Genomic DNA, 21,907 nt, shown 5'->3' with positions numbered 1-21,907 from the left:
GTCAGCTGTCCCAGATTGCGCCATAGGCGGGAATACCGAGCGATTCCATGTCGTAAACCACCTTTCGGGTCAGCTTTTGGTTTGAAATCACGATGACCGCCTCGGCGCCGCTTTCCCGCACTGCTTGCAGGGCCAGCGCCGACAGGTCCGGCTTGCCTTGAGCATCAGTGTCCCAGATCAGCGGCTTTTCCGTATGGGATTCGATTTCATCAATCAGATCGTCGCCATAGGTCTTGCGCGGCGAGCGTGTCGACCAGATGAGCCTGTTGGGGACCTTGCGCTTCAGCAGATGCGGCAGGATCGGGCCTATTCCGGAACCGGTCCCGACGTAGACCACCTTCGTGAACAGGTCCTCGATCCTGGCAACACCGCTCGTTGTTATGCCCTTGACCCAGACTTTCTCGGGCGGGTTGTCGATAAACGCTCCAGTCCAGTCTCCGGCGCGGGAAATGGCCAACCGGTAGCCGGGTTCGTTCGGCGCGGGAATATTTGCGAACGAGTGGTACTCACCGAAAGGGGTGTGGCTGATCGCGTTTGAGCTGCCGGCAAACGGAGTATCTCCGTAGTTGAACCGAGCGAGCACGACATGATCTGAAGGCTTGACGATTTCCACGCGCACCCGTTTCAGGGTCAGCCAGGGCGAAGCGATGGAAAGCGTGATGATGCACAGCATCCAGAAAGAAGGAGTGCCTGTCAGCGCGACACCCATATCGCCTGAAATGGAGACCGTCTGAGCCCAGAAAAGGGCAAGCACCGTCCAACCGACAAACCGGTGAATTTTTTCAAAGGCGTTGTGAAACCGTGTTCGGAACCGGCTCATGGCGGTGACGATCATCAGGCTCATCAAGGTTACCATCAAACCGCTCAGGCCAAGTGTCACGTTCGAGATCTGCAGGGATCCGGACAACCTGTCTGCCACCATGGCGTAGAGCAGAAACGCGAACCACAGCGTTCCGGCGACGGTGCCACCATAGTGAAACCCGCCGAAGTGAAACACCTTTCCGGCACCCCACCTGATCCAAAGCGGCCAGGTGACCGGAATGCGTGTTGCCAGCCAGAACAGCGCATTGATCACCCGTTGCTGGCGGATGAGAATGCCGAGCGAGAGGTTGATCAGCGCCATGTCGGCGATCGCGTCCAGGCGGAAGGTCTGACCGTCAAACCAATGTCCGTTGCGGATGCCTGCGACCAGGGTTGCCAGATTGATGACGGCGACAAGAACATAAAGCCGTCTGTATTCCATGATCGAGGGATGCCGGGTCATGCGTCGCCAGTTCGGTGCGGCGTAGTCGAGATTTGTCGTTTGTGTAGTCATCAGTTCAGCTCCACACCTTCGCTTGCGATATGGTCTTCGGCGAGCTTGTGAAGCTGGCGCTTGTCCAGCTTGCCGCGAGGCGTCCGGGGCAGTTCCGGCAGCGAGAGCACAACAGTCGGCATACAGTAGTAGGGCAGGCGATCGTTGACCTGCTGCCTGGCTTTCTCGGGACACGCATTTGCAGGTGAAATGAAACTCACCAGGTTGCGGTCATCGAGTTTCAGGGTGACGGCACGACTGCAGCAATCGGTGCTCTCAAGTGCACTGGAAACGCCGTCGAGTTCGACCCGAAATCCGCGGATCTTGACCAGGTCATCGACCCGTCCGAAATGTTCCAGTTCGCCGTCTTCGGTCCAGCGGCCAAGGTCGCGCGTGCGAAACATCATGTGACCGGGGCGGAAAGGGTCCGGCCGGTAACGTTCATCGGTCAACTTCGGATTGGCGAGATAACCGGCTGTGACACAATCACCGCCGGCCCACATCTCTCCCTTCTCGCCAATCGGCATCGGGCGCAGGTCCTCGTCCAGAATGTAGACCGTGTTGTTCGGCGTCGGACGACCAATGGACAGCACTTTCTTTTCGACAAAATGGGGTTCTGCAGTGTTGATGATTGTCGTCTCTGTCGGCCCGCAGGAATTGTAGAATGTGCAAAATGTCGACCAGGTGTCGGCAAGGGACCGGGGGCAAGGTTCGCCCGCGACTGCCGCCGCCTTGACCTCCTTGCAGCGGTCATGATCGAGCGAGGACAGGATTGACGGTGTCGCGATCAGAACGTCGACCTTTTCTGCCGTCTCCTGAATGGACTTGCCGCGAATTACCAGGGTCGCCCCGTTGGACAATGCGCCCAGGATTTCCCAGGCCGCCATGTCGAACGCGATGGACAGGATCTGTCCGACCTTGAGACCGGGCCGCATACCCAGATCTCCGGGGGAGGTCAGAAGGATATTGGCCAGGTTTCGGTGTGTTACCTGAACACCGTTGGGTACGCCGGTCGTGCCCGATGTGAACAGGATCATCGTCAGGTCGTCCGGTTCAGCCCGGTGCGAAATGAGATCCGGCGCGCTTGAAGAAAGCACTTCGTCATTCACCAGCCTGTCAATTTCGACCAGCACCTGATGTGCTTCGACCGGAACCTGGTCTGCCACGTCGCTGAGTGTGAGAATGACCTTCGCTCCGGTAACATTCGCGATATGACGCAAGCCCTTTTCAGGTGCAACGCCGACGTGCTGCGGCACGTAGGCAGCTCCCAGTTTCAGCGTCGCAACAATGCCCACCACCATTTCCAGTGAGCGTTGCAGATAAAGGCAGACAGCGTCGCCGCGTTTGACGCCATTGCGTTTCAAGAATCCGGCGAGCCGGTTTGATGCCTCATCAAGTTCCCGGTAGCTCATCGTCTGGCGGGTGCATTCAACGGCGATCGCATCTGGTTGCGAGCGCATCCAGTGGCGCAAGGCGGCGGCAATCGTGGCATGGCGCGGGCGAACCGTTTCGCCCCAACCGAATCCCCTGAATTTCCGCCGATCCGCCGGCGTCAGGCACACAAGAGGGTCAGCAAGAAATTGCGGAGCGACGGGGTCAATCGCTTGAGACCCATTCAACGTGTGAAGTGAAAATTCCGGCATGGCACCCTCCCTTATCAATGATGCGCGATCATTAATAATGGGAAATATTCCCATTTTATGTCACGATATTTAAACTCCCCGTCACGAAAATGTTGAACACCGAAATGCAGGAACTTCTGGAAAGAGTGCTAAATACCTGTTGTGACCAACTGTATGGATTAATATGTCGACCGGACCAAAGGACCCGTTTGAGACTGCGCTTGCCGATCTGCTAATACCGCTTGCAAAAGCGATGGTCGCGCGTGGCGTGACAATTGGCACGGCAACCGAGGCCTTGAAAAAGGCTCTGGTAACAGCGGCTGAAGACACTTCCGACCCGTCTCCAAATGATAGCAAGGTCAGCGCTTTGACCGGACTTCACCGCAAGGATGTCAAACGCTTGCGCAGTGAAGACGATGATGCACCCGAGCGGCGTAGTTGCAGTGCAGCTTCGCTTGTCGTCGGTTACTGGTCGACAGCACCGCAATACCTGAACAAGGACAACCAGCCAAAGGATCTGCTCCGGAAAGGGTCAGAAAGCGATCCGGGGTTTGATGACCTTGTCCGGCAGGCCCGCATCGACATGGCCCCGGGAACCGTCTTGAAAACGCTTCTGGATCAAAAGCTCGTTGCCAAGCTGAAAGACGGCAGCCTCCGTTTGCTTGGTGATGCCTTTGTACCGACAGCCGGCAGCGCGGAGCAGGTGGCCGCGTATCGGGCAACTCTTTCAGCGCATCTGGCTGCCGCGACGCACAACCTGATTGCGGGTCAGGAAACGCAACGGCATTTCGACCGTGCCGTACGATATTCACATTTGTCTGCTGCATCTGTTGAAGAGTTGCGCGCCCTGTCGGCAGACAAGGCGCAGCAACTGCTTCAGGACATCAACTCCAGGGCGCGCCATTTGCAAGACAAGGACCAGGACAGCAATCAGAATGGCCGGTTTGTCGCCGGTGCCTATATCCTGCCGACAATCCCGAAAGACAAGGAAGGGTGACAGTGCTCCTCCGTTTCATCGCAGTAGCAGCAGTGCTTTTCAGCGTCGGCCAGACATTTGCCCAGGACAGCGAAGAGCGCGAAGGGGGTATTGTCGGCACGGGCATTGTTGGAGTGATCACCGAGCTTGGCAGCATCTATGTCAACGGGCAGAAGATCGAGATCACGAACGATTTGCAGGTGACAGGTTCCGTTCCCGGCATTGCCGCTGGTGAACTGAAACCCGGTCTCACGGTCGCAGTTGTCGTTCGCCTTGAAGGCGACATCTGGCGCGCCGAGCATATCCGGCAGGTGCTGCCCCTGGTCGGGCCGGTGGAGGCAATAGGTGACGGGATGCTGACCGTCCTTGGAACACAGGTCGATCTGGGAGCATTGCCACTGAATGCGACCATTGGCGATTGGGTCGCCGTCAGCGGATTGTGGAAATCGGAACGCGTTTCTGCGTCTTCGATAGACCTGCTGCCGGATTGGCAGGGACCGGCGGAGGTCAGCGGAACGTATTTCCGGCCGGCAACCGGTCAGCCGGACAGAATTGGGCGGACCGAGATCTCCGGGATCAGTCCCAGACATCTCTCGTCCGGCGACTTTGCCCGCATTACAGGCTCTCCGGTTCCCGGTGGCATTGAAGCGGAACGTTTGGAGAGCGGGGTTTTCGATGCTCGGGTGGGTATTGTTCAGGTCGAAGGCTTTTATTCAGAACCCAAGCCCGACGGTCTATACACCGTGCTTGGATCGGGTTTGATCGCATTTACCGACCGGCCCGGGATGATCGACCTGGCGTCCAGAACAATTCAATGCGGAATCGACGGCAAACTGGGCGAATTTTCTTCAAGTACATTGTCGCCCGAGGAGATCGAAGCTGTCCGGACAAAGCTGGAGTGTTTGTAGTCGCGGTTCGGGAGCGGGTCGGAGCACTTCCGTTTTTCAGGTGTTTAGTGTTCCGGTCAGCAGGCGATCAAGTGTTTCATAGCAACCCGGATCCCGCATCTGGCTGACATTGAACCGCATGAAGGATCCCATGGTCTGCGTGACGCTGAAGACGTTGCCGGGAGCAAGAACGAGGCCTTGCTGCAAGGCCGCGCGGGCAAGCTCCGTGGCATCATGCTGACCCGGCAGTTCGCACCACAGCAGGAAACCGCCGCGAGGCTCGATCCAGGGCGAAAAACCGAGTTCTCCCAGTCGTTTGATTGCATCACCGCGACAGGCAACGAGTCTTGTTTTCAGTGCATCCAGGTGTTTGCGGTATCCGCCATCAGTAAGGACGGAATAAAGCAGGCTGGCGACCATCGGACTGGGACCGCTGAAATTTGTTGCCACCTGCAGGTCGGTCAGTGCCTCGATCCAGTTAGGCCGCGCGGTGATGTAGCCACACCGGAACGAGGCGGACAGCGTTTTGGAGAAGCTGCCGACCCGCAGCACCCGCTCCAGGCCGTCGAGCGATGCCAGGCGCGGCGAAACATCGGGTTCGAAATCCGAGAAGATATCGTCTTCGACGATCACCAGATCGTGGATTTCGGCGAGGGTCAGAAGCCGATGCGCGGTTGGCGCGGACATCGTCGCACCGGTCGGATTGTGAAGTGCCGAGTTGGTAAGATAGAGGCGTGGGCGGTGCTCAGTCAGAGCTGCCTCGAATTTTGCCAGATCCGGCCCCAGTGCGGTGTAAGGAACACTTTTTATGGCGACCTGGTGCGCTCGAAGGAGAGCCTGAAAATTAAAGTAGCAGGGATCGTCCACCAGTACCGTGTCGCCGGGTTTCAGGAGCATCCGGCAGACCAGGTCCAGTGCCTGAGACCCGGAACCCGTCAACAGGACCTGATCCGGATCTGCCGCCAGACCCTGGTCGTGCAATCGACGGGACAGGAAACGGCGCAATCCGGTTTCGCCCTTGGCGCTTCCATAGTTGGTCAACAAGTCGAGACGAGCGCTTGACATCGAGCGCATTGCCTTGCGCAAGGAAGAAACCGGCATCCAGTCCGCAGGCAGCCAGCCGCAGCCCGGCTTCTGTTTTTCCTCTCCGGTGTCGATGGATTGGCGGGCGACCCAGAGCGGGTCGACTTCCCGCTCCAGCTGGGGACCCGTTTCGGCAACGGCAAATGGTTGAGGCTTGTCGGCGACAAAAAAGCCGGCACCCCGACGGGCTTCTATCACACCATCGGCGACAAGAAGGTCGTAGGCCTCCACAACGGTTGAAGGTGAAATGCCAAGTCTCGCAGCGCAGCTCCGAATGGAAGGCACCTTGTCGCCGGCAACAAGTGCGCGGGAGGTTATCCGGCGTCCGATGTCGTCCATCACCAGCGTACGCCGTCCGGCTTTCATCTTCATGGACTCCTCTGTATGGGCATAACATGCAATACAATTTGTCAATATTGTACTGTTTTGTGTCTGTCGCTGTCACGCCCCACGGAATAGGAAAGTGAAAAAATCAGAGGACAGAATGACCAATTCGTTTTCCGGCTGGGGCAGCGGCTTTGTGGGCGTGCTTATTTTCAGCGGTTCGCTGCCCGCGACACGTGTTGCCGTCGGATCGCTCGATCCGATGTTTCTGACGTCGGTACGCGCTGTGCTCGCCGCTCTGCTTGGTGGTGCGATCCTTCTGGCCCTGCGGCAGTCAAAACCGGACCGCGCCGATCTTCCGTCGCTGATCATTGTCGCAGCCGGGGTCGTGATCGGCTTTCCACTCTTGACGGCCTCGGCGCTTCAGCACATCACGGCGGCTCACTCGGTTGTCTTTATCGGATTGTTGCCGCTGGCGACGGGAGCCTTCGGGGTCCTGCGCGGCGACAAACGGCCCAGGCCCCTGTTCTGGCTGTTTTCGGTTCTCGGCAGCTTGGCGGTTGTCGGTTTCGCCCTGAACCAGAATGCAGACGTCTCGCTCCTCGGCGATGCCCTGATGCTCGCGGCCGTTGTCGTTTGCGGGCTCGGCTATGCGGAAGGCGCAATGCTGTCTCGACGGCTTGGGGGGTGGCAGGTAATCTGCTGGGCCCTGGTCCTGGCTCTGCCGCTGATGGCGGCACTGGCACTTGTCTTCCGGCCGGAGACCTTGACCGGATTGCCGGTAACTGTCTGGATCAGCGTCGGATACGTATCCATGTTTTCCATGCTGATCGGCTTTTTTTTCTGGTATCGGGGTCTCGCTCTCGGGGGCACGGCAGGGGTCGGGCAACTGCAACTCCTGCAACCATTCTTCGGCCTGATCCTGTCCGCGCTGTTGCTGTCGGAGCCGACGCCGCCACTGATGATTGCAGTGACGGTGTTCGTTGTCCTTTGCGTCGCCGGGGCAAAACGTTATGCCTGAGACAATCGGAACGACCCGCGTCAGACCATGAGACGCCCAGGGGATGTCAAGCTGCCTTGGCCCTGCTGCGGCAGTAGCAGGAGGCGTGGATCGGAACAGTCGCGCGTGCAGCGGCCTTGTCCAGAAGCAGTTTGACATGCCGGGCCTCTGTCAGCTCGCCACGCCGGACCAGGCACTCGTGAAGGCCATGAAGGCTCCAGATGTTTTGAGGATGCTGACAGGCCCTGGCCAGCGTATCGTCCAGCCCGAGGTCGGCGCGGTAAACCGCTTCCGCTTCCTCAAAACGGTTGTCCTCCAGCAGCAAGGCGCCGAGTGCGTGGCGCGTGGGCTGCATCCAGCCCCAGGGCTCGTCATAGAGGAGACCGTCATCGAGTTCGACTGAACGCCGCAGGTGGTTCAGGCCCTCATCCCTCTGCCCGGATTTGAAAGCGAGTTCACCGTCCATCATCGCTTCGCCGATCGCCAGCACATCGTCGGCGGTATTGTTGAAAACCATCCGGCTTTCAGGCACCGCCTTGCGCGCGGCAACTGCAAGTTCCCGCTCTTCTGCCGCGTCTTTCAGACGACCGAGATTTGCCAGAGCGACCGCGCGTGCCTGATGGATGGCTGCCGTCGTGTAACTGTAGAGTTCCCTGTCTTGCGGGAACATTTCGTTCAAAATCTCGCGCCACTGGCCGAAGCGAACCATGACGTGAATTTTCTTGCCGTAAAAGGACTCGAACAAATCCGGAAAAAATCGCACGACTTCGTCAGGCAACATGCGCATCAGTTCTTCCGATGCCGCCAAGGCTCGTTCAGGTTGCCCCAGGAACATCGCGCCATAGGCTTCAAAGTGCACATTGTGGATGCGGTAAAGCGTGTAGAAATTCTGCGAACCGGCAAAATTCTCGTATTTTCGGTCAACCTGCGCGGCCCTGTGATTTCGCCAGACCACATTCTGATAATCGCCGCACAGGACGTCGATATGCGTTGCCATGTGGCAAAGGTGACCACTCTCGGGCACCAGATCCACCAGCCGATCGCCGTGCTTCAGAGCCTTTTCCGGTGTCGGCGACATCTCCATGAGATGGATATACATGTGGAGAAGGCCAGGGTGTTCCCAGGCGTCGGCGCGTTCGTTGAAAACCGTTTCCAGCGCGGTCTGGGCCTCCAGGGTTGACGCACCCTCCGCAGGCCGCCCGTTCGGCAAGTCCCAGAGCTGCCAGGGCGAGCGGTTCATCAGGGCTTCGGCGAATATCGTCACGATATCCAGATCGTCCCCGTGCGCAGCATGTACCTGACGCATTGCGTCTGCAAACGCGTCGTGCCAAGGGAGATAGTCCTCTACAGAAGGGTCATCCGGAAAACGCTTTCCGATCGCTTCGAGAAGGGCAATTTCAACCGGTTGCAGTTTTGTTGCAAGGCTCAGGCCGGTCTCGACGGTCTCCTTGGCCTTTTTCAGCATCGAGATACGTTCTTCGGGCTCAAAGAACTCCCAGGGCTTGTTGTAGTTCGGGCCAATCGCATAGGCGAGACCCCAATAGGCCATGCCGCAATCGGGGTCACTTTCAATGGCCTTTTCAAAACAGCCGGCTGCAGCTTCATGATTATAGCCGTAAAGCCAGACCAGCCCCTGGTCGAAGTGATCTTTTGCTTCTTGCGATTTCGTCGTGATCTTCCGCGAATAGGTTCCCAGGTCGAATTTCATGTCGTCGCCTCCCAATGCTGCCTGCCGCCGGCCTGCAGCCTCCGGGCGGTGGAAGGCAAGGCGGTTCGCAATTGTGTCAGACAATTCAGACGCATGGGTAACGCGGCGTCAAGTTACCGTTTTCAGTCGACACGCCAGGCAAAGGGCAGGCAAGCACAGAATCGTCAGCGAGCTTGAATGCCTGCAGACATGAAATCGATGACTGCCAGTCGTTGGTGTACCGTCGCACCCAATCGTCCGGCGAACACTGTTTTGCAAATAGATCGCGGAGTGAATTGTTGTCCAGCCCAGGGCCGGAAACGACCGGAAACCCCGAACTTCGTGCAGGGCGGGCTTCACTCGTATCGATATTGAGTCCATTCGCCAATATTTTGTTCATCTCGCTGATAAATATGGAATAATTCTAAACTTGAGTATTTTATTCAAATTTTAAATTCTTGTGATTGACAACGTTTGGGTTGGGAAATATCTGGATGCAAACAACCCAGCAGGCTCGCCAGGCAAACACATATTCATCATGCTCGGGAGCCTCAAATGGCACGACTTATTTCACGCGTTAACAACGGCATTCTGGTTGGGGACCAGCGACACGACCAGTTGTTGCTTTTGCAGGATCTGGACGGCGACGGCACCGCGTCCGGTGCCGGTGAGACCTCCGTCTTCTTCGACGAGACCAATGCCTCGGGCCTCTCGCTTCCGACCAATAACGTCTTCACCGTCCATCAAGCTGCCGACAAGTCCGTCTATTACGGGGATGGTACGGCGGATGCCGTCATCCGATTGATGGACAAGAACAATGATGGTGACGCGCAAGACGAGGGGGAGGGAAATGTCTGGTTTTCTGCCGACAATGCGGCCGGGTTCTCAACCATCACTCCGAACGGGATCCACGAGGGACTCGATGGTGCCATTTACGTAACCAACGCCGGAACCCGGTCCACACCGCAGGATGCGATCTACAGGACGGTTGATCTGAATGGGGACGGCGATGCCAACGATGAAGGCGAGGCGACGCTCTGGCTCGACGTGCAGACGGTCATCGACACGGCCGTTCCCTTCGATATCAGTTTTGACGGCAACGTGGCCTACCTCAATGACCTGACCGGAGCGGCAACGGACGCCATTTACCGGATCGAGGACAAGAACGGCGACGGCAAGATTCAGGATGGCGAAGTCCAGACCTTCATTTCCGACGACATGAACTTCGGAGCGCCTGTTGACATAGCAAACGCTGTATCTGTTGACGGCTCACTCTATACGCTTACCTGGTTTCCGGAGACCGGAGAAGAACTCAAGCTTTACCGACTGACAGATCTGGACGGTTCCGGCCAGATCGACGATCAAAGCGAAGCGACCGAAGTCTGGAATGCCTCGGCGATGCCCGAAGGATTTGGCGCCGATATCGGATTTTCCGTCGCGGCGGATGAAGACGGCAACCTGTCCCTGACAGCAAATACATTCGGGGCTGCGAACAATGTCGTGCGGCTGAGCGATCTGAACGGCGATGGCGACTATCTGGATGCGGGAGAAACCAGCGTTTTCGGGTCCTCCAGTTATGACGACCAACTCGACCGTCCGCGTGCTGTCGAATTTTACGAGGGTAAGGCCGAGGTCACATCGGCGACTGCCGGCGCAGGCAACCATTTCTCCGTCTTCCTCGACCAGGAAAGCAATACGCTCTACACGTCGGGAGAAAACGTCGTTGGCCAACTTGGAAACGGCACGAACGGATTTGATATCAAGACACCTGTCGAAGTCTCGATGCCAGACGGTTTCGATTCCAAGATCGTCTCCGTTTCCGCTGGTCTGCTGCACACGACCTTCCTGACCGAAGACGGTGACGTTTACGCATTCGGCTTCAACAACAACGGGCCTCTTGGTACCGGTGATGAAGAGACCCGCACAACCGCGACCCGCGTCGAAGCGCTTGACGATGTCAACATCGCCACCATCGAGAACGGCAATGGCGTTTCGTACGCAATTTCAGACACCGGTACACTCTACGCCTGGGGAACGAACTCCAACGGACAACTGGGTCTCGGTGATCAGAGTGAACGTCATGTACCGACAGTGGTCGAGGCGCTTGTAAACGAAACGGTTGTCCTGGTTTCCTCCGGAACGTCCCATACGCTTGCATTGACCGCCGATGGCCAGGTCTATGCATTTGGCAGCAACACCGACGGCCAACTCGGTTCACCCGATGCGCTTGAGGACGACGGAACTCCCGCACGCCGCGCCGTTGAACCTGTTCTTGTCGAAGGCCTGCCGTCGAATGTTGTTTCCGTGACTGCGGACACAAAGACGTCTTACGCCGTAACCGAAGACGGACGGGTATTCGGCTGGGGTGAAAACCGGTACGGGCAGCTTCTTCAGGGAACGGACAATGGTGACGGAACGTTTGACGTCGATACGGCCGATGTTCTTGCCCCGGTCGAGCTACCCGGTCTTCCAGGCAATGTCGTCGAAGTCAAAGGTGGCGCGCGTTGGGGCGCTGCATTGACCGAAGACGGGGATGTCTACGTCTGGGGTCCGAACGACGAAGGCCCGAGTGGCGGTCTTGACGGTGATCCGGCGACTGAAACGGATGCGTCCTTCTATCCTACGCTGATCCCGCAGCTCGACGATGTAAACATCGTTGAACTTTATACCGGCCCGAATTCGATCATTGCGGTTGCCGATGACGGTGCGATTTTCACCTGGGGATCGAATTCCGACGGGCGCCTCGGTTTTTCATCTGAAGGGTCTGTCTATTTCCCGGTCGTAGTAACCCTTGACGGAGAGGCGGATCCCTATCTCGTTTCGGCGACACCGACGGACAACGAGCGTGATGTCTCGAACGATGCCTCTCTTGCCCTCACATTCACCGAAGAGGTCAAGGCCGGGGAAGGATTCCTCACTCTGGTGAACCGTTCGACCGGCGAACGGACCCAGATTGACGTGACAGACGCGCGCCTCGTTCAATTCGACGGGACCACGGTGGTGGTAACGCCTCCCGAACATCTCGAGGCTGACACTCGCTACTCGGTCGAAATCTCCGACGGAGCTTTTGTCGATTCGGACGGCAACACATTTGAGGGTATTGAAGAAGGAGACACATCGACCTTCAACTTCACCACGTTCGACACCGAAGTTGCCTCGCTTCCCGTCAAAGGGACCAGGAATGACGATCTGTTGCGCGGTGGTGCCGACGATGATCGCATCAACGGACGCGACGGGGACGATATCATATCGGGTGCGGGCGGAAATGACCGGCTTAACGGCGGTCGGGGAGACGACTTTCTCTCTGGTGGTGCCGGTAATGACAAGCTAAATGGGGGGTGGGGCGACGACATTCTCTGCGGCGGTGGCGGCAGCGACAAACTGAACGGAGGTTGGGGTGAAGATCTTCTGTACGGGGGAACCGGCAATGATCGACTTTCCGGAGGATGGGGCGATGACATTCTCGATGGCGGGGCAGGTGATGATCGGCTCAATGGCGCTGCCGGCAATGACAAGCTTAGTGGTGGAACCGGTGACGACAGGTTGATCGGGGGATCGGGAAACGACAAGCTTTTCGGTGGTGATGGCAACGACCGGATTGAAGGTGGCAACGGCAACGATGTCATCGCGGGTGATGCCGGTGACGACTTATTGATTGGTGGCAGGGGCCTGGACACATTTGTGTTCAACGGCGGCTCTGACGTTGTCAAAGACTTTGATCCAGGGTTTGACTGGTGGTTCTGGTCGAGACCTGGGGACACGGTTTCGATTTCGATCGAAGGGGTTGAAGACTTCAATGACTTGATGGCGACAGCGTCGCAACAGGGTCGTGATGCGGTATTTGAGTTCGGCGAGACGGACAGCCTGACCCTTCAAAACACATTGCTGTTCTCCCTCGAAAGCGACGATTTCCAGTTCGTGTGATCGGTAAAATACTTTTCGGAGGGGCGAGGTAACACGCGCCCCTCACAGGACTGTGAAGCTACGTGTCTAGGTTTCATTAACCTGCTTCTGTAAATTGTTGTTCATGTTCCGGATTTTACTCATTGTTGGACTTTTGATCGCGGGCGCGCAGCAAGGTTTTGCGCGCGGGGCGGTTGATGTGTCCCTGGATGGGGTGTCCGACGTGATTACAATGGATGTCGCAGTTGCTCAATTGCAGGAAGACACCTGCTGTGGCGAGGAGCCGATAGCCGAAAGCAAGCCGTCATTTTGCAAGAACTCCGAATGCAAGGCGGTGATGGCCGGGGCTGCATTTGTTTCCAGGGACGTTCAGGACCACCCCGACTGGGTTTCCGTTCGTCATCACACATCGGTTCCGAAAAGGCTGGAACCCAAACCACCCAATTCCTGATTTGACCGTCTTGTGAGGCGAACCCGAAGGTTCGCCATAAGGTTGTTGAAAAATCAGGAGAAATCCTCGTGTTGAACAAACGGGAATTATTGCTCGGCGGTGCTGCAGCGCTGGTTCTGGCACAGCCGGGACTTGCAAATGCGCATCACACTGCGAAATACAAGAATTTTAAACTCGACCCTCAGTATGCGCCGCAGCGTGTGTTCTTTTCCATGAACTATGCGCCTGGAACCATCGTGGTCGATCCACGTAACCACTTCCTCTATCTGATGGAGCGCTGGGGACGCGCGCGCCGCTACGGCGTTGGCGTCGGCAAGGCCGGTCTTGCTTTCAGAGGCAAGGCGACAATCGACAGGAAAGCGGAATGGCCACGCTGGACACCGACCAGAAACATGATCCGTCGCGAGCCGCAAAAATACGCGCGCTATGCCGATGGCGTGCCCGGAGGGATCAATAATCCACTCGGGGCCCGTGCGCTTTATCTCTACAAGAACGGCCGCGATACCTATTACCGCATCCACGGGACGACACAGCCACGATCCATTGGCAGGTCGGTTTCCAACGGTTGCATCCGCATGATCAATGACCATGTCGTCGATCTCTACAATCGCGTTCCGCTTGGAACGCAAGTGGTTGTGCTTTAGGCGCCGCGTTTCGGAAAAGACATCGATGACTAGTAACGTGACACGGCGTAAGGCGCTGTCCGGCGGGCTGGGTATGTTGGCCCTGACCCTTGCCGGCTGTTCCACAAGAACAACGCCCGTTCCAACCCCGACACCGGCGCAGCCGGCGGTGGACGCAAATTTCCTGCAGAACTACGGGCCGCGCCCGCAGGAAGAGTTTCCGATCCCGGCGGTCGATCCGAGGGTGCTTGCGCCCGCTTTCAGGCGGCAGCGTGTTGCCTACCAGACCAGCGAGGACCCCGGGACCGTCGTGGTCGATACCGGGAGTTTTTATCTCTATCTGGTGGAGCCGAGCGGAACGGCCATGCGTTACGGCGTTGGCCTCGGGCGACAGGGCTTCGAGTGGTCCGGCCGCGCCCGGATTGCGTGGAAACGGCCCTGGCCGACATGGACGCCTCCCGATGAAATGATTGCCCGTGAACCGGAACTGGAGCAGTTCAGCGCGAAAAACGGCGGTATGGCTCCAGGGTTAGGCAATCCGCTCGGTGCGCGCGCGCTCTACATCTTCCAGGGCAATGTCGACACGCTTTACCGGTTGCACGGGACCAACCAACCGACCTCGATCGGCAAGGCCGTGTCTTCCGGATGTGTCCGCCTTGTCAACCAGGATGTCATCGACCTCTTCGACCGTGTCCGCCCGGGGGCCGCAATCATTGTTACGTGACCCCTCTGCCGCAACCGGCAACCGCCGGGGTCGCGGGCGTGCGGGTCCAGATTTCAGACAGGTGATTTATGAAGAAACAACGGAAATCAACCAGATCTACCAATAGAAAACACCGGCAAAACGAAGCGCTGAACGCGCAGTCCGGCGCTGAACAGGGCAGGCGCAAGTTTCTGCGCCTTGCGCGCAATCTCGGAATAGGGGCCGTGCTGCTGGGCGGTACCGGCTACGTCTTTGCAAACAATTTCGCGAGCATGCGCCATGAACACGACCTGACACGGGTCGGCAACGGCCTCCCGACAATCGTTCAGGTTCATGATCCCCAATGTTCGCTTTGCAGATCTCTCCAGGCAGAAACCCGCGAGGCATTGGCAATGTTCGAGGAGGGGCAACTTGACTACGTGATCGCCAATATCCGCACGGACAAGGGCAAAGGTTTTGCAACCCGCCACGGCGTGCCGCATGTCACGTTGCTCCTGTTCGACTCCAAGGGTGAGCTCAAAGAGGTCTTGCAGGGCCAGCGCGGTCAATACGAACTGCGCAATCATTTTCAAAGCCTGCTGGAAAGCTGATTTGCGGCCGTGCAACTTCGATTGATACGGGGGCGTGCGTTCACATTACGGCATGTCGAGGGTTGTCACCAGCGAGACGATCTTTCCGTTCGATAGGGTGAAAACATTCTTGCCGCTTCCGCTGCCACCTGGAATGGCCTGTGAAAAACAGGTCCATTGCACGGTTATCGTCTCGTGATCGACTTCAACTGCGCCGAGATTGATAACGGCGTCGTTGAATGCGTCGGTTCGGCTGGAGGCAAAGGCTGCGAGAATGGCGCTGCGACCGCGATGAGGTTCGGGCTGGCCGGAGAAGGGCTCCGAATAGACAGCATCTTCGGCAAATAATGAGCCGAGCAGGTCTGCACCGGACGGCCCGGCTTGCATTGCCAGGAAGAAGTTTGCAATTTCCAGAGGCATGTTGCTCATGAGGAGTCCTTTCGAATGTCTGTCGAACCTGAAGTGATCGAAGCGTTGACGGCCGTTCTGAAAGACCTGCGCGAAACGGCGCCTGCTCCCGTGCCAGCCGCTGTTCTTGAATTATTGGCGCCATTGGCAATTCGAGGCACGAAATTGACGATCGATCTGGATGCCAGCAGGACGATCGGTGCGCCTCTCGTGACCGTTGTTGAAAAGCCTTCGGATACCGAATTGCTTGCACCGCTCACACCTCGCCAGAAGCAAGTCACGATGCTTGTCATCCAGGGAAAATCAAACAGGCAGATCGCAGAGGAATTCGGCATCAGTATCGCCACAGTCAAGGATCATGTACATGCCGTCCTGCAACGGCTGAACCTGCCATCACGGCGCGCCGTCATGGCGGCTTCACAGGCAGCAACCCGACAATAACCAGTGCGATTTTCCTGCACAATCCATCCGAAGATGGATGACCTCCGGTCGTTAACCGGCGGCCTTCACCCGGTACGGCACGATGCCGCGCTGTCCCGGATCGATGAAGGGTTCCTTGTCGATTGCCGGGAAAGCCCGTTGATCACAATCGTCTCGCGGACAGATGCGGCAATTGACACCAATGGGCTCAGGCAAGGACGTCTCGTCAACCGCCAACCTGTCAGCATAAACGATCGCGTCCGAATACTTGACCTCGCAGCCGATGCCGAGCGCATACCTGCGTTCGCCGGTGCCATAGTCCGGCTGATGCTTGGTGACGCTGGTGGCGATGCAAAGATACTCGACACCATCCGGCATCTGCGCGATCTGGGCGGTAAATTTGTTCGAGTTCTGCTCAAAGGCCTGATGTACGTTCCAGCGTGGGCATGAGCCTCCAAAGCGGGCGAACTGGAAGCGGGTTGCACTGTGCCGTTTGACGACATTGCCGGCGCGGTCAATCTTGACGAAGTAAAAAGGCAGGCCGTTTGCGCCCTGGCGCTGAAGTGTCGATAGCCGGTGGCAAACAGTTTCGATGCTGGCGTCCATCGTGTTCGACAAAAGCTGAATATCGTGCCGGCACTTTGTTGCCGTGCGCAGAAAGTCGTCATATGGCAGCAGCAATGCGCCGGAGAAATAGTTGCGAAGAGCGAGCGTTGCGATGCTCTCCGCCGAGCCGGTTCTGAAATTTGCGCGCCTGACTTCTTCCGAAATCAGATCTTTTACACACAGTTCCGCGATGACCGTCCCAAGGAGAAAGTTCTTGGTGGACTGGGGGATTGCGCGATAGATCGAGATTTTGCGGGTGTAGTCCTGATGCCGGATCAGCGTACCCTGGTAGTCCTGAACCTGTTCGACGCCAATGTCGAAGCGCTTGCGAAGCCAGCCGGTCAACATGTCGAACTTGCTCTGGCAATTGTGCAGGCTGATTTCGTGGGAGAGTTTTTCAGCCGCCCGATCGAGGCTGTCGACATAGTTGTCCGTATAGTGAAAGAAATCACGCACTTCATCATAGGCGGATTTGCGGACACCTACACCGGCCTCGTCGGCTCCGCTCATCTGCACAAGATCATCTTCAAGCACATCCCGGTCATGGTAGCTGCGCAGCGCTCCGTAAAGATCCATGATGGTCTGGGTTACGCCGGGCGCCCGCGTCACCAGTTCCTGAATTTCCTGTCGGCTGACAGTAGAACTGTGAAACTGGGTGTCGGCAAAAACCTCCTCCAGATCCTGAACCACCCTGTCGAGGTCATTCTTCTCGAACGCGGCAAGGTCGATGCCGAAAATCCGGTTGATAGTGAGCAGGACGGAGGCAGTGACCGGTCTGTTGTTGTTCTCGATCTGATTCACATAGGCGGTGGAGAGCCCGATCTTTTTGGCGAACTCGGTCTGCGAGAGGCCAAAGTCGGATCTGATCTGGCGCAAGGTGTGGCCTGAATAGAGTTTCCTGTTCATCGTCGCGTCCGATTGGTGAATTGCTAATTTTTAGCTTTTATCTGTAAACATTTTAACATTTTACAATATAAGCACTTTGGAGGAAAGTCCTCTCACCAAGGATGGAAACACCTCAAGTGGGAACACGGTGATGAACGCTCATTTTGCACTCGATACACATGAAGCCCAGACCGGACTCTGCAAGTCTCTTTCAGGCAGCGTCCAACTGCCACTGAACCTGAGTGACAAACTCACACAGCGTCAGCTTGAAATCCTGCTTTTGCTCTGTGAGGGGAAAGTGAACAAGCAGATCGCCTATGACCTCGGTGTCTCGACGGCAACGGTCAAGGTTCACATCCGGAATGCCATTACCCGCCTCGGCGCCAAGAACAGAATGAATGCGGTAGCGATCGTGGCGGCCAACAGCGCCATTTTCAGGAATGCCGCCTTCTGATTGGCTTGAACATTCAAAGAGCTCCACGAGTCTTGCGGCCGCTCGCTCAGAACGGATTGTGACATTACCCTGGATGAGGCCGGCGGGCTGTTTGTGACGGCAGGGAACGGCATCGCAAAATAGCCAGTTCATCTGAAGAGATGTGTCCGGCAGCAATCCGGCGGCTTGCACGCAGCCTTGCTTCACCTGCCTGCTTGTGTGTATGCAGCTTCAATCATGAGCAGCAGTCTACTGGGCCTCTTCGGAATATCTTTCCTGGCCGCAACCTTGCTACCCGCGCAATCCGAACTGGGGCTTTCCGGTCTGATCTACCTGGAAACCGCGCCCGTCTTGTTGCTCGTAATGACGGCCAGTCTCGGTAACACGCTCGGATCGCTGGTGAACTGGGGGCTGGGACGCGGTGCGATCCGTTTCTCGGATGCAAGGTGGTTTCCCGTCAAACCGGAAAAACTTGAAAGAGCCACAGCCTGGTATCAGCGCTACGGCCGCTGGAGCCTTCTGATGAGTTGGGCACCGGTCATCGGGGACCCGCTGACGCTTGCTGCCGGTCTATTGCGGGAACGGTTCTGGCCATTTCTCCTGTTGGTGGCGCTTGCCAAAACCGGCCGATATGTGGTGGTTGCGCTCATTGCGACCCGCATTGTTTAGAGCAAGTACAACGTGCTCACCGTCCGTGAGGGTCCTGCCTCACCTTGCCGTCAGGGAGCGATTGTTCGATTTCCGTGTCCTGAAGTGCCCCGTTTTCGTCGGCTTCCGAATTCGCCATTGTGGCCGCGGCAACCAGTGCGACGGCAAGAACCATGCCCAGGAAAATGGCCTGCAAGAGGGGTTTGGCGTCACGCAGGTCACTGCCGCCGGAAACGTGTTTCCGTCCGTTCGGGTTCTCAATATTTGCCATAGTTCAGTGCGAGCCGGTCTTTGTTTCGTGTTCTTGTTAGACGTGGTGATCTACTGCTTGCGTCAGATCATCGTAAAGTCGCAGGCCCAGCAACCGCGTCACAGCCGCCATGGCGACGAATGCAACGAGGGGAAGCGCCAGCGTCGGGGCGATCGCCAGCGACATCATCATCAACAGACCGATGGCCAGCGGGAAAAGCAACACCGGCCGGAAACCGGACTTTGGTGTCGCGCGAGACGTGTCGGGTGATGTCAATAACGGCATGGAAACCTCCATCGTCTTCCAGCTTGCAATGTCGATTGCAATTGGGCCGTCAGACAGACTGCATTCTGGCGATGGATGAGAGTTTTCGTGACAATATTGCGGCACGGCCGCGATCCCGAGAGAATTCGGGAACAGAAGTTCCTTTCGCTTGAACACTGTGTTTCGACGGGCGCGCGACTTTAGCCGGTGCATTTTAGTGTTTGTTTGCTTTTACCTGCGATACTCGATGTCTTGGAAAGTTTTTTGAGAAACAGGTCGGGCAGAAATGACACTCAACGCAGCACAGAGCGCTCTGGCCGAGAAGCCGCAGGAAACGGATGGACCCTCCGCGCCGGCCGAGAAGTCGGAGCAGATACAAACGCAGAACGACAAACCGGCGCTTTCCCTGTCCGGTCTTCAGTTCTTTATCGCCGATATCAGCAAGAAAACCATTTTGTGGCATGAGGTCGGGTCTCAAAGTTTCGATAGCGAAGTGAAGGACCTGCAGGAAGCACCTTCCAACGAGGCTTTGCGTCTCCTTTCACCGGAAGACCGCAAGACGATCCTGCGTCTGGTGCAAGGTGCCATACGCGAAGGACAGGCCGGGCCATTCGATGTCGGCGGAGGTCCCGACCACAGAATTCCGGGTGTTCCCATCGTTGCGTACCGTTATGAATTGCCGGACGGACGCATTCTTGCAATCTGCTTTCCGTCAATCGGGAAAAATGAGGACAATCCGGCGCAGATCGCGCTCGGGCTTTCGCCGATCCTGCAGCATTTCGTTGCCTCGTCCTCCCGAATCGTTCTGCTGGCGGACAATTTCGGCTATGTGCGTTTTGCCAGTGACGGATTCCTGAAGAGCTTTCAGATTGAAGATGCGCGCCTGATCCTGGGCCGAAACATCTCCCATATTCAAAACCGTGTCGGGCGCACAATTGTATCCCTGGTGCTGGCATCGCTTTCCCGGCGGGCGAGTGCGACAGGACGCGGCAAGTTTCTGATTACGGCCAGCGAAGGTCTCGATCTGAATTACGATGCCATGTATTTTCGCATGGGCGGGACCGTGGGAGGTGTCCTGTTTTCCGCAGGACACGTCGGCGGCGATGTCGATTTCGCTCAGGTCTTCGAGATTTGCAGCGCGCCGATGCTCGTTGTCAACACGAAGACGCGCATGATCATTGCCGCCAATCAGTCCGCGATGAAAACCTATAATTTGACTCCGGAAAGTCTGGATGAAAAGGCAATCACCGATTCTCTGCTTCAAGCCGATGATTTTCAGTCTTTGCTCGGCTCTGCCAAGCAGGAATCCGACGTGCCGATTTCCGTTCCCGTAACAACTTTGAACGGTCAGACAAAAAAGAAGAGATTCAAGTGCAGCCTCATCGATGAGAACAAGGATGAGCCGAAGCTCATCCTTGAGACGCGAAGCTGAGGAAACGCCTCCAGGTCCTGGCGCCAAAAAAGTTGCCTTGACGGGATTGCGGGAGCTGATTGGGACTTGTCTTCCGGCACGCACGGGCCTACGGTCCGCGCGCTGTTAATTCCGTTTCCCCCTGGAGGATATTATGGGCTTTCTTGCTGACGCATTGGCGCGTGTTCAACCTTCTGCGACCATCGCTGTCACCAACAAGGCACGCGAGCTAAAAGCTGCTGGCCGCGATGTAATCGGTCTCGGCGCTGGCGAGCCGGATTTCGATACCCCGGACAACATCAAGACGGCGGCGATCGCGGCGATCAATGACGGCAAGACCAAGTACACCGCTGTCGATGGTATTCCCGAACTCAAGGCCGCAATCGCCGAGAAGTTTCAACGTGAAAACGGGCTCACCTACGCGACAAACCAGATCACTGTGGGAACCGGCGGCAAGCAGGTGCTCTACAATGCTCTCATCGCGACGCTCAATCCCGGTGATGAGGTCATCATCCCGACACCCTACTGGGTCAGCTACCCGGACATGGTGCTGCTTGCTGGCGGTGAGCCGGTTATCGTCGAAGCAGACAAGTCCACTTTCAAGATCACGCCTGAAGCGCTTGATGCGGCGATAACCTCGCGCACGAAATGGCTGATCTTCAATTCGCCGTCCAACCCGTCCGGCGCGGCCTATACCGAGGCAGAGCTGAAGGCCCTGACAGATGTGCTTTCGAAGCATCCGCAGGTCTGGATCATGACCGACGACATGTACGAGCACCTGGTCTATGACGACTTCAAGTTCACGACGCCAGCACAGGTCGAGCCGTCTCTTTACGAGCGCACGCTGACTGTCAACGGCGTCTCCAAGGCCTACGCTATGACAGGTTGGCGGATCGGTTACGCCGGCGGCCCTGCCGATCTCATCAAGGCAATGGCAAAAGTTCAGTCCCAATCGACCTCGAACCCTTGCTCCATCGCCCAATGGGCGGCAGTCGAAGCGCTTTCCGGTCCGCAGGATTTCATTCCGCGGAACAATGAAGTCTTCAAGGATCGCCGGGATCTGGTCGTTTCCATGCTGAACCAGGCAAATGGCATTACGTGCCCCGTGCCAGAAGGTGCCTTTTACGTGTTCCCGTCCTGCGCAGGCACGATCGGCAAAACGGCGCCGTCCGGCAAGGTGATCGAGGACGATGCGGACTTCGTGACCGAACTCCTGGAAACGGAAGGCGTTGCAGTCGTGCACGGGTCCGCGTTCGGTCTTGGTCCGAATTTCCGGATTTCTTACGCAACATCCACCGAAGCCCTGGAAGAAGCCTGCACAAGGATCCAGCGTTTCTGCGGAAACCTGAAATAGTCTATCCGGACAGTGCGAGATTACAGCTGAAGGGCGGCTCTTGCCGCCCTTTGTTTTGTGTATCTGCCAGAGAGCCGGAAGAATTCACGTCGCCCCGATTTTGACG

The 21,907-nt window shown here is 57.1% G+C and carries 21 protein-coding genes; 13 read left to right on the top strand and 8 right to left on the bottom strand.

The window, feature by feature from the left end:
• Window position 1: 1 nt before the first annotated feature.
• Together ACO6TI_RS27900 and ACO6TI_RS27895 are read right to left on the bottom strand one after the other, a co-directional pair.
• Window positions 2-1,315: a hypothetical protein gene (locus tag ACO6TI_RS27900; RefSeq protein ID WP_104703825.1), complete on the bottom strand. Its 1,314-nt coding sequence runs from the start codon at window positions 1,313-1,315 to the stop codon at window positions 2-4.
• Window positions 1,315-2,937, bottom strand: coding sequence for an amino acid adenylation domain-containing protein (locus ACO6TI_RS27895; RefSeq protein ID WP_422383801.1), 1,623 nt, complete (start codon window positions 2,935-2,937; stop codon window positions 1,315-1,317). The genes ACO6TI_RS27900 and ACO6TI_RS27895 overlap by 1 nt, the downstream gene beginning before the upstream one ends.
• Window positions 2,938-3,100: 163 nt before the next feature.
• Between ACO6TI_RS27895 and ACO6TI_RS27890 the strand changes: the two genes are divergently transcribed.
• Complete coding sequence (locus ACO6TI_RS27890; RefSeq protein ID WP_196894505.1) at window positions 3,101-3,913, top strand: DUF6502 family protein; 813 nt, start codon at window positions 3,101-3,103, stop codon at window positions 3,911-3,913.
• A gap of 2 nt (window positions 3,914-3,915) precedes the next feature.
• Window positions 3,916-4,800 (top strand): DUF5666 domain-containing protein, encoded by an 885-nt coding sequence (locus tag ACO6TI_RS27885; protein ID WP_196894507.1) that lies wholly within the window; start codon window positions 3,916-3,918, stop codon window positions 4,798-4,800.
• A 36-nt stretch (window positions 4,801-4,836) separates the two neighbouring features.
• Here ACO6TI_RS27885 and ACO6TI_RS27880 read toward each other — a convergent pair whose 3' ends face one another.
• Window positions 4,837-6,228, bottom strand: a complete 1,392-nt coding sequence (locus ACO6TI_RS27880) for a PLP-dependent aminotransferase family protein (protein ID WP_422385340.1) — start codon at window positions 6,226-6,228, stop codon at window positions 4,837-4,839.
• 118 nt (window positions 6,229-6,346) lie between these two features.
• Between ACO6TI_RS27880 and ACO6TI_RS27875 the strand changes: the two genes are divergently transcribed.
• Window positions 6,347-7,207, top strand: a complete 861-nt coding sequence (locus ACO6TI_RS27875) for a DMT family transporter (RefSeq protein ID WP_422383800.1) — start codon at window positions 6,347-6,349, stop codon at window positions 7,205-7,207.
• 46 nt (window positions 7,208-7,253) lie between these two features.
• On the opposite strand, the gene ACO6TI_RS27870 is transcribed toward ACO6TI_RS27875, so the two are convergent.
• Window positions 7,254-8,894, bottom strand: coding sequence for a hypothetical protein (locus ACO6TI_RS27870; RefSeq protein WP_055118061.1), 1,641 nt, complete (start codon window positions 8,892-8,894; stop codon window positions 7,254-7,256).
• Window positions 8,895-9,428: 534 nt separating this feature from the next.
• Here ACO6TI_RS27870 and ACO6TI_RS27865 point away from each other — a divergent pair.
• The 5 genes from ACO6TI_RS27865 (at window position 9,429) to ACO6TI_RS27845 (ending at window position 15,143) form a co-directional block, all read left to right on the top strand.
• Window positions 9,429-12,797 (top strand): Ig-like domain-containing protein, encoded by a 3,369-nt coding sequence (locus ACO6TI_RS27865; RefSeq protein WP_422383799.1) that lies wholly within the window; start codon window positions 9,429-9,431, stop codon window positions 12,795-12,797.
• Window positions 12,798-12,900: 103 nt separating this feature from the next.
• The gene (locus ACO6TI_RS27860) at window positions 12,901-13,227 is read left to right on the top strand and encodes a hypothetical protein (protein ID WP_055117692.1); all 327 of its coding nucleotides are present in this window, start codon (window positions 12,901-12,903) and stop codon (window positions 13,225-13,227) included.
• A gap of 68 nt (window positions 13,228-13,295) precedes the next feature.
• Window positions 13,296-13,871 (top strand): L,D-transpeptidase, encoded by a 576-nt coding sequence (locus tag ACO6TI_RS27855; RefSeq protein WP_422383798.1) that lies wholly within the window; start codon window positions 13,296-13,298, stop codon window positions 13,869-13,871.
• Window positions 13,872-13,896: 25 nt separating this feature from the next.
• Window positions 13,897-14,574 (top strand): L,D-transpeptidase, encoded by a 678-nt coding sequence (locus tag ACO6TI_RS27850; RefSeq protein WP_082442884.1) that lies wholly within the window; start codon window positions 13,897-13,899, stop codon window positions 14,572-14,574.
• Window positions 14,575-14,642: 68 nt separating this feature from the next.
• Window positions 14,643-15,143 carry a hypothetical protein gene (locus tag ACO6TI_RS27845; protein ID WP_196877169.1) on the top strand — a complete coding sequence of 167 codons (501 nt, stop codon included), beginning with the start codon at window positions 14,643-14,645 and terminating at the stop codon, window positions 15,141-15,143.
• Window positions 15,144-15,188: 45 nt separating this feature from the next.
• Here ACO6TI_RS27845 and ACO6TI_RS27840 read toward each other — a convergent pair whose 3' ends face one another.
• Window positions 15,189-15,551: a nuclear transport factor 2 family protein gene (locus ACO6TI_RS27840; protein ID WP_422383797.1), complete on the bottom strand. Its 363-nt coding sequence runs from the start codon at window positions 15,549-15,551 to the stop codon at window positions 15,189-15,191.
• 15 nt (window positions 15,552-15,566) lie between these two features.
• Here ACO6TI_RS27840 and ACO6TI_RS27835 point away from each other — a divergent pair, with 15 nt between their 5' ends.
• Window positions 15,567-15,971, top strand: a complete 405-nt coding sequence (locus tag ACO6TI_RS27835) for a helix-turn-helix transcriptional regulator (RefSeq protein WP_281927262.1) — start codon at window positions 15,567-15,569, stop codon at window positions 15,969-15,971.
• A 51-nt stretch (window positions 15,972-16,022) separates the two neighbouring features.
• On the opposite strand, the gene ACO6TI_RS27830 is transcribed toward ACO6TI_RS27835, so the two are convergent.
• Window positions 16,023-17,462, bottom strand: a complete 1,440-nt coding sequence (locus ACO6TI_RS27830) for a helix-turn-helix domain-containing protein (RefSeq protein ID WP_422383796.1) — start codon at window positions 17,460-17,462, stop codon at window positions 16,023-16,025.
• 130 nt (window positions 17,463-17,592) lie between these two features.
• Between ACO6TI_RS27830 and ACO6TI_RS27825 the strand changes: the two genes are divergently transcribed.
• On the top strand, window positions 17,593-17,895 hold the full coding sequence (locus ACO6TI_RS27825; protein ID WP_158705534.1) for a LuxR C-terminal-related transcriptional regulator: 303 nt from the start codon (window positions 17,593-17,595) through the stop codon (window positions 17,893-17,895).
• A gap of 216 nt (window positions 17,896-18,111) precedes the next feature.
• A complete protein-coding gene (locus ACO6TI_RS27820; RefSeq protein ID WP_196877173.1) occupies window positions 18,112-18,543 on the top strand; it encodes a YqaA family protein in 432 nt (143 codons plus the stop codon).
• 16 nt (window positions 18,544-18,559) lie between these two features.
• Here ACO6TI_RS27820 and ACO6TI_RS27815 read toward each other — a convergent pair whose 3' ends face one another.
• Window positions 18,560-18,793, bottom strand: coding sequence for a hypothetical protein (locus ACO6TI_RS27815; RefSeq protein WP_104703815.1), 234 nt, complete (start codon window positions 18,791-18,793; stop codon window positions 18,560-18,562).
• 36 nt (window positions 18,794-18,829) lie between these two features.
• Window positions 18,830-19,057 carry a hypothetical protein gene (locus ACO6TI_RS27810; protein WP_422383795.1) on the bottom strand — a complete coding sequence of 76 codons (228 nt, stop codon included), beginning with the start codon at window positions 19,055-19,057 and terminating at the stop codon, window positions 18,830-18,832.
• A gap of 265 nt (window positions 19,058-19,322) precedes the next feature.
• Here ACO6TI_RS27810 and ACO6TI_RS27805 point away from each other — a divergent pair, with 265 nt between their 5' ends.
• Window positions 19,323-20,468 carry a hypothetical protein gene (locus tag ACO6TI_RS27805; RefSeq protein WP_196877174.1) on the top strand — a complete coding sequence of 382 codons (1,146 nt, stop codon included), beginning with the start codon at window positions 19,323-19,325 and terminating at the stop codon, window positions 20,466-20,468.
• 133 nt (window positions 20,469-20,601) lie between these two features.
• Window positions 20,602-21,801, top strand: coding sequence for a pyridoxal phosphate-dependent aminotransferase (locus ACO6TI_RS27800; protein ID WP_104703812.1), 1,200 nt, complete (start codon window positions 20,602-20,604; stop codon window positions 21,799-21,801).
• Window positions 21,802-21,907 lie beyond the last annotated feature (106 nt).

Source organism: Roseibium album, assembly GCF_965233825.1.
Classification (GTDB): Bacteria; Pseudomonadota; Alphaproteobacteria; order Rhizobiales; family Stappiaceae; genus Roseibium; species Roseibium album.
The sequence above is the reverse complement of the archived record's forward strand: the minus strand, read 5'-3'. Positions and strand labels throughout refer to the sequence as shown.